The following is a 7,896-nucleotide window of genomic DNA, read 5'->3' on the forward strand; positions in this document are numbered from 1 at the left end:
TAATAAAGTAGGCTATGACACCAGAAGAATTTCAACAACAAGTACGCGCTGTAAAGCAGGCACTGCAGCGTGGACAGTTCTCAATTGCAATGGAAAGCATGCAAACGCTTTTTTCTGCATCGTTGAGCGATCAACAGAAGGCGGAAACACACTATTTAACAGCGGTTATTCAAAGGCTGTCTAAACAATATAACGAAGCGTTTAAACATATTGATGCGCTACTTGGTCTTAAGCCAGATTATGGTAGAGGATATCAAGAGTTAGCTTATTGCCATGAAGCCACCGGCAACCATCAAGCAGCGGCTAACGCATTTTTTAAAGCTACGCATTTTAACCCCGCGCTAATTAGCAGTTGGAAAAAGCTCCTTACCATTTATAAAAGCCATGACGACGTACCTGCAGTATCAATGGCGACCCAGCAAATCGAACATTTGCAGTCGTTTCCTGCACCGGTACTCGGTGCTTACGATTTAATGTATGAAAAGCAGTTTTCAGCAGCAGAGCAAGTATGCCGACAGTTTTTAACTAAGCAAAAACATCATCCAGAAGCAATGATGTTACTTGCTGAAATAGGCATGCAGCTTAAGGTATATAGCGATGCTGAATTTCTTTTAGAAAGCTGCGTTGAGCTTTATCCTGACAATGAGCGTGCCGCATTAGCCTATCAAAATGTTTTATCTAAACTAGGCAAATTCCCAGATGCGGTGAAGGTAGCGAAGGCGCGATTAGCGCTGAACCCAGAAAGCTTTGCTATTAAAACCAGCTTGGCCCATGCACTTGTTGGCGTCGGTCAGTTAGATGAAGCAATAAGCCTATACAAAGAAGTGTTGTCACAAAATGCTGATAGACCTAAAGTGTGGGTTGCATTGGGCCATGCGTTAAAAGCAAAAGGCGATACTACGGATGCCGTTAACGCCTATGAAAAAGCGGTTGAATACGCGAATGATTACGGCGACGCTTATTGGAGTTTAGCGAATACAAAAACCTACAAATTTAGCGACAACATGCTGTCGCAAATGTGCAAGCAAGTTGAAGCTAGCTCGATAAAGTTAGACGATAAAATTCACATTTGTTTTGCGTTAGGTAAAGGGTTTGAAGACAAAGGCCAGGCAGATAAAGCGTTTGCCTACTATGACCAAGGCAATAAACTTAAACACAGTACGCTTCAATTTGATATTAGTAGAACAGAGAAGGCCTTAGACGCTCAGCAGCAGGCTTTCACGGCGGATTCTTTCAGTTCAAAACAGGGCTGCCAAGCTCCCGATCCTATTTTTATTGTGGGCTTGCCTCGCGCTGGTTCGACATTATTAGAGCAAATCCTCGCGTCACATTCGCAGGTAGACGGCACCATGGAGCTACACGATATATTAGGTATTGCTTCATCATTAAGTCATCAAAAAACACCTTATCCGTTTAACGTGAGCGAACTAGATAGTGCAACCCTCGAAAAGCTTGGTGCCCGTTATATTGAGCAGACTAAAGCTTACCGACAAGGCGCGGCATTTTTCATTGATAAAATGCCCAATAACTTCATTCACATAGGCTTAATTAAAAAGATACTGCCTAACGCCAAAATTATTGATGCACGCAGAAACCCAATGGACTGCTGTTTTAGTGGCTTTAAACAGTTATTCGGTGAGGGGCAAGAGTTCAGCTATTCGCTTGACGATATTGGCCGTTACTATAATGCTTATGAACAGCTTATGGATCATTGGCATAGTGTGTTGCCTGGGGAAATTCTTACTGTACAGCACGAAGATGTTCTGGATGATTTGGAAGGGCAAGTTAAACGCATTCTAGATTTTTGTGGGTTAGATTTTGAAGAAGCATGCTTAGCGTTTCACCAAACCAAACGGGTGATAAAGACGCCAAGCTCTGAACAGGTTCGCCAACCTATATACAAAACAGGGATGGGGCAGTGGAAGCCTTTCGAAAACTATTTAGCTGAGCTTAAACAAGCACTAGGCAGAGACACCTCAAAGCCAGATAATTAATGGATAGTCAAAAATGAAGAGTCATGGCTGTCTTTAAGTCATGACTCTTTTTTAATTAGTTAAAACGTATCAACTACCTTTTAAGGCTGATACGGAAGCGAAGATTGATGAAGGATAATGCGAATTTTTCCGTCTTCACATTGTTTGAAAACAAAGCTCTTGTTTACAAAAATATGGCTGTCGTCTTCGCCGATAAAGTGTACGTTACACTGAACAATGGCAAGCTCACCGTTTAAGATAAAGTCTTCTTCGCTATACCAAACCTTCACCCATGGCTTTAATTTAAAGCCATTGTCGTTTGGATAGTCGCTATTACCGCCTACGAAATAAGATAAAGCGCCTTCTTTTGTTGGGCGAAATGTTTGAGAGCCAAAAGTAAGCGTAGGTTTAAAGAGTACTTTTCCATTATCGTAGTCGTAGTTATCTGACAGCACTTGTGAAGCGAATGCTTTTACATCGCCACCTTCAGCGTGCACTTTACCTACCGCTACTACATTGTCGCACCAAGTTTGTAGTGCGGTATGAACCATTTCTTCTGTGAACATGTTATTTCTCCCAAGATAATGTGCAATGTTATATTGTATCATTATGATTTGTTTACAATATCGATAAATTAATGAATTGTAACTGTTTATCCGTGATAGTCATTTTCTATCAGCAAGCGCTAAGACCTGTCGATTGCATAACTTCAATTTTTTCAATAAGAAAACCTGTTACCTATTAGACATTAAAAAATGTTAATCATTCTTAATCTAATCTTCTGTTTTCAACGTTACAACGTTATCTGATGTCGAGTTTACAAGCTATTACATCTGTAATGCTTAGACTTAATGTAGAAGGTTTAGTCATGAATGACGTTACACAGCTAATATTGATGTATTTCATCATACCGCTGTGGTTCACAGCAGGGATAGTCGACTGGTTTTGCCACCGCAGCAGTAATATTGCTGCTACCGCGGGGCCGAAGGAGTCCTTAATTCATCTACTGATGTTTATAGAGGTAGGAATTCCTCTTTTTATGGTTCTCCTCTTTGAGGTGAATAGTTTAATTATTGCTGCAGGTATTCTGTTTTTCTTCTTACATGAATTAACAGCACTGTGGGACGTTAGCTATGCGGTATCGAAAAGAAGAGTGGGGCCTATTGAGCAGCATGTGCACAGCTTTTTGGAAATGATACCGCTGCTCGCATTAATTTTGGTAATTGCCAGACATTGGTCTCATTTTATAGCGTTATTCGGACTGGGCGAAAGTCCTGCTGATTTTGGTCTGCGGTTTAAGCAAGAGCCCCTTCCAACATGGTATTTACTATCAGTTATCGCCGTTGCTACCGTGCTAGAATTTTTACCTTATGTAGAGGAGTTGATTAGAGGTATGAAAGCAAAAGAAAAAAGTTCACAAGAAAAAACGACGTTGTCTTCAGATGAAGAAAAACAATCCAATAGTAAAGCGGACGTTTCACATCAGGATGCAGAAGCTGCGAGCCCTTATGCATCATCTGTTGCAGGTGAAGAAGACCCAGGTGTAGCGCTTGAAGAATTGGTAGAAAGCAACAAGAAGTGACGCTTCAATAGTAAATAATAAAAGGGCAAGCGAGACCGCAAATACTAGAGCTACTATCGCCTAGTTAGCCTAAACTTGACCAGAATCTAGGTAATGTGGTGCCTTGTCGCTTTACATAGTTAAAGGCACCACCGCGACATAAAAAGTGTTGTATAAAATACAGCGGGTAAATATGGCAGCTTCGTACAAAGTTACTGAATACTTAAAAGCCCGCTTAGTACTTACGACGTTTGAGCCCCGTCTCTGCCAATATTTTTGCTGAGATCTCTTCAATCGAGTACTTAGTGCTATTTAAAAACGGGATTTTTTCCTTTCTATACAAGTTTTCTACTTCACGCAGTTCCATTCGACATTGTGGCAGCGATGCATATTTGCTGTTTGCACGGCGCTCTGAACGTATTTGATGGAGTCTATCCGCTGCAATCGTTAGCCCAAAAAGCTTATGTTTGAACCTGCGTAGGGCAGGGGGAAGCTTAAGCATGTCGCCCATGTCTTCTTCTGTAAAAGGGTAGTTCGCTGCTTTTATTCCGTATTGAAGTGCTAAGTAAAGACTTGTTGGCGTTTTACCCGAGCGTGAAACACCAGTAAGAATGATGTCTGCTTCATCGTAATCTTTTAGGTTAGAGCCATCGTCATTAGCCAATGCGTAGTTCACGGCCTCAATTCTAATATCGTAGGTGGTTTCGTGGATACTGTGTGTACGATGTTTTTCTGGTTTTGAAGGAACACCCAATACTTTTTCCAGTGGCGCTACGAATTGATCGAGAAAATTATAGTTAATGCCCACAGATTTCGAGATTATTTTGCGAATATCTACATTCACAATTGTATAAAAAACGAGCGGCCTTTCTCCGGTGTCTTGAAAACTTTCAGAAATTTGCTGTAAAACTTTGTGAGCTTGTTCCTCAGTTTCAACGAAAGGAATGGTGTTGTGATTGAAAGAAACGGGAAACAGGGAAAGCAGGGCGTGGCCGAAGACCTCTGCAGTGATGGCTGTACCATCTGAAATATAAAAAGCTGTGCGCACAACATATCCTTAACATTGGTGTAATTTTATTACAAAAGTAATAAAGGGTTTACATTCTGAATTTCCCCATTCTAAGATGATTTCGTCGAAAAGCTACACGGTTCTTGTGAATGATGGCAAATATCAATAGGTTTGCTGTCAAACGTAATGGACAGCGTTAACAGTGGTTTTCACCACATATCGACTACAATTTGATGAGTTTCAGGTGACAAAAAGCACAAACCTGAAATTAACCTCATACCCTACACATAAAAAAGCTGGAGGCTTGGGCTGTGCAAGAATACGTACTTTGGTATCAAGAACTGGGCATGCATGATGTGGGTCGCGTAGGCGGCAAAAATGCATCATTAGGCGAGATGATTTCAAACCTGGCGAACGCCGGTGTGCAGGTGCCGGGAGGTTTTGCTACCACCGCCGAGGCATTTAATGAGTTTCTAGAGCAAAGTGGCCTAGAAGCGCGTATCCACGAAGTCTTAGACTCGTTAGACGTAGATGACGTAAACGCACTGACCGAAGCGGGTAAGAATATCCGCCAGTGGATCATCGACACACCTTTCCAAGGAAAGCTAGAAGAAGAAATCAAAACTGCGTTTGTCACATTACAGGGTGATGCAGGTGAAGAAGCGTCATTTGCAGTGCGTTCATCAGCCACGGCTGAAGATATGCCTGATGCGTCTTTCGCAGGTCAACAAGAGACTTTCCTAAACGTTAAAGGCTATGAAGCCGTGCTTGTGGCAATTAAGCACGTGTTCGCATCGCTATTTAACGACCGCGCTATTTCATATCGCGTTCACCAAGGATACGACCACAAAGGTGTGGCGCTATCTGCAGGCATTCAACGCATGGTGCGCAGTGATATCGCATCATCAGGCGTTATGTTTACTATCGATACCGAGTCTGGCTTTGAAGACGTTGTATTTATTACCAGCTCATTTGGTTTAGGTGAAATGGTGGTGCAGGGTGCGGTTAACCCTGATGAGTTCTATGTTCACAAACCAACACTTGATAAAGGCCTGCCTGCTATCGTTCGTCGTAACCTTGGTAGTAAGCTTACTAAAATGGTGTACTCAGACGATGAAGCGCACGGTAAACAGGTGTCTATTGTCGATATTGATGCAGCTGACAGCAAAACCTTCTCACTAACAGACGATGAAGTAATGGAGCTTGCTAAGCAGGCACAAATTATTGAACAGCACTACAAGCGTCCTATGGACATTGAATGGGCCAAAGACGGCGCAGACGGCAAGCTTTACATTGTTCAGGCTCGCCCTGAAACAGTACGCAGCCGTGAAGACTCACAGAGCATTGAGCGTTTCCAACTAAAAGGTCAAAGCAACATCGTTGTTGAAGGCCGTGCAATTGGTCACAAAATCGGTGCTGGTGTAGCGAAAGTGCTTGATTCAATTGAAGAGATGGACAAAATCCAGGCGGGTGATGTTCTGGTAACTGACATGACAGACCCTGACTGGGAACCCATCATGAAGAAGGCTTCTGCTATTGTTACCAACCGTGGTGGCCGTACGTGTCACGCGGCAATCATCGCGCGTGAGTTGGGCATTCCAGCGGTGGTTGGTTGTGGGAACGCGACTGACAGTATCAAGAACGGCGACAAAATTACTGTGTCTTGTGCTGAAGGTGACACCGGTTTTATCTACGGTGACGAACTAGAGTTCGATGTAGTGACGTCACGCATTGACGCAATGCCTGACCTACCGCTGAAAGTCATGATGAACGTGGGTAACCCCGACCGCGCATTTGATTTTGCTCGCTTGCCAAACGCAGGTGTTGGTCTTGCGCGTCTTGAGTTTATTATCAACCGCATGATTGGTGTGCACCCTAAAGCACTACTTAATTTCGACAGCCAGCCTGAAGAGTTGAAAGAAGAAATTAGCGATATGATTGCAGGCTACGAGTCGCCTACGGAATACTACATCGAGAAATTGGTGGAAGGTATTTCAACCATTGGCGCTGCATTCTCGCCAGAGAAAGTTATTGTTCGTATGTCAGATTTCAAATCGAACGAATACTTCAACTTAGTGGGCGGTTATCAATACGAGCCAGACGAAGAAAACCCAATGTTGGGTTTCCGTGGTGCAAGCCGCTACATCTCTGAAGATTTCCGCGATTGTTTTGCCCTTGAATGTGAAGCCATAAAGCGCGTTCGCAACAAAATGGGCTTGACCAATGTTGAGATCATGATCCCGTTTGTTCGTACATTAGAAGAAGGTCGTCAAGTTATCGAGCTTCTTGAAGAGCAGGGACTTAAGAAAGGTGAAAATGGCCTTCGCGTTATCATGATGTGTGAACTGCCATCAAACGCTTTGCTTGCTGATAAGTTCCTAGACATTTTCGACGGTTTCTCTATTGGGTCTAACGACTTAACGCAGTTAACCCTAGGTCTAGATCGCGACAGTGGTCTTATCGCGCACTTGTTTGATGAACGTGATGAAGCGGTCAAAGCACTGTTGTCAATGGCAATTCAGGCAGCGAAGAAGCGTGGAAAATACGTGGGCATTTGTGGTCAAGGTCCATCAGATCACGAAGACTTCGCCGCGTGGCTGGTACAAGAAGGGATTGATTCGGTATCACTTAACCCTGATACCGTGGTTGAAACCTGGCTTTACCTGGCTGAAAAGCACGGCTAATTACGTAGCTCGGATGTGAAGGCGAGATAGGGTCAGAATTATCTAGTTTTCCATCTAACGTCGTGTTATTTCACGACGTTATCGCTTTGATATTATTGAAAAAGAGACCATAAGGTCTCTTTTTTTGTTAGGCAACTTAAAGTGATGGCCACTCATCTAGAAGCAAATCTTTGCTCGTGTTTCATTCCTTAAAAAAACTGTGGTTATTTAGCAAAACTATGCATTTTTGCGTGTTGAAAACATGACTTTGTGTAATTAAAAATGTAATATTACAAAGTGACTTTCACTTTGAATCTTTGATTAATAATTAACTTGGTTGAATTCTCATGGCACATAATGACAGCGCAGTTTCAGTAAATACTTCCGAAGAAAACGTTATGCAATCACGCTCTGTGGTAGAGCAGTTGGCGGAAGCGCAAAAAGAAATTAACGAGCTTAAAATGCAGTTAATGTGGATGGAACGCAACTACGAGTAAGAATAACCTGTTAGAATAAGGCGGGAATTAACCGTCAAACACTGAAAGTGTTTTCCTTCTAATTGTAAGGTTACAGGTTGATTTACAGTTTGAATGAAAGGAGGTCATGTTGGCCTCCTTTTTTGTTTGCCCAGCGAAGCTGGCAAACCCGTCAGGTTGAAAGAAACCTGAATCACCCTGACTGAGGGGAAGA

General features: G+C 42.8%; 6 protein-coding genes. 4 read left to right on the forward strand and 2 right to left on the reverse strand.

All coding sequences use genetic code 11. The annotated features are described in order from the left end of the window. Positions 1-14 precede the first annotated feature (14 nt). Positions 15-1,994, forward strand: coding sequence for a sulfotransferase (locus NO989_RS16675; RefSeq protein ID WP_321825400.1), 1,980 nt, complete (start codon positions 15-17; stop codon positions 1,992-1,994). 80 nt (positions 1,995-2,074) lie between these two features. Here NO989_RS16675 and NO989_RS16680 read toward each other — a convergent pair whose 3' ends face one another. After that, positions 2,075-2,539 carry a hypothetical protein gene (locus tag NO989_RS16680; protein ID WP_321825401.1) on the reverse strand — a complete coding sequence of 155 codons (465 nt, stop codon included), beginning with the start codon at positions 2,537-2,539 and terminating at the stop codon, positions 2,075-2,077. A 302-nt stretch (positions 2,540-2,841) separates the two neighbouring features. On the opposite strand from NO989_RS16680, the gene NO989_RS16685 reads away from it, so the two are divergent. Further along, complete coding sequence (locus tag NO989_RS16685; RefSeq protein ID WP_049586720.1) at positions 2,842-3,555, forward strand: hypothetical protein; 714 nt, start codon at positions 2,842-2,844, stop codon at positions 3,553-3,555. Between the two features lie 214 nt (positions 3,556-3,769). Here NO989_RS16685 and NO989_RS16690 read toward each other — a convergent pair whose 3' ends face one another. Next, complete coding sequence (locus NO989_RS16690) at positions 3,770-4,582, reverse strand: pyruvate, water dikinase regulatory protein (protein ID WP_049586695.1); 813 nt, start codon at positions 4,580-4,582, stop codon at positions 3,770-3,772. Positions 4,583-4,854: 272 nt separating this feature from the next. Here NO989_RS16690 and ppsA point away from each other — a divergent pair, with 272 nt between their 5' ends. Both ppsA and NO989_RS16700 read left to right on the forward strand, forming a co-directional pair. After that, on the forward strand, positions 4,855-7,227 hold the full coding sequence (gene ppsA, locus NO989_RS16695; protein ID WP_321825402.1) for a phosphoenolpyruvate synthase: 2,373 nt from the start codon (positions 4,855-4,857) through the stop codon (positions 7,225-7,227). 326 nt (positions 7,228-7,553) lie between these two features. Then, positions 7,554-7,703, forward strand: a complete 150-nt coding sequence (locus NO989_RS16700; protein WP_155279892.1) for a hypothetical protein — start codon at positions 7,554-7,556, stop codon at positions 7,701-7,703. Positions 7,704-7,896: the final 193 nt, after the last annotated feature.

Source organism: Alteromonas sp. DY56-G5, assembly GCF_041414725.1.
GTDB lineage: Bacteria > Pseudomonadota > Gammaproteobacteria > Enterobacterales > Alteromonadaceae > Alteromonas > Alteromonas macleodii.

What these genes read in the sequence shown, in the direction of transcription:
- NO989_RS16675 (WP_321825400.1), top strand. Translation starts at nt 15, where the DNA reads ATGACACCAGAAGAATTTCAACAACAAGTACGCGCTGTAAAGCAGGCA.
- NO989_RS16680 (WP_321825401.1), bottom strand. Translation starts at nt 2,539, where the DNA reads ATGTTCACAGAAGAAATGGTTCATACCGCACTACAAACTTGGTGCGAC.
- NO989_RS16685 (WP_049586720.1), top strand. Translation starts at nt 2,842, where the DNA reads ATGAATGACGTTACACAGCTAATATTGATGTATTTCATCATACCGCTG.
- NO989_RS16700 (WP_155279892.1), top strand. Translation starts at nt 7,554, where the DNA reads ATGGCACATAATGACAGCGCAGTTTCAGTAAATACTTCCGAAGAAAAC.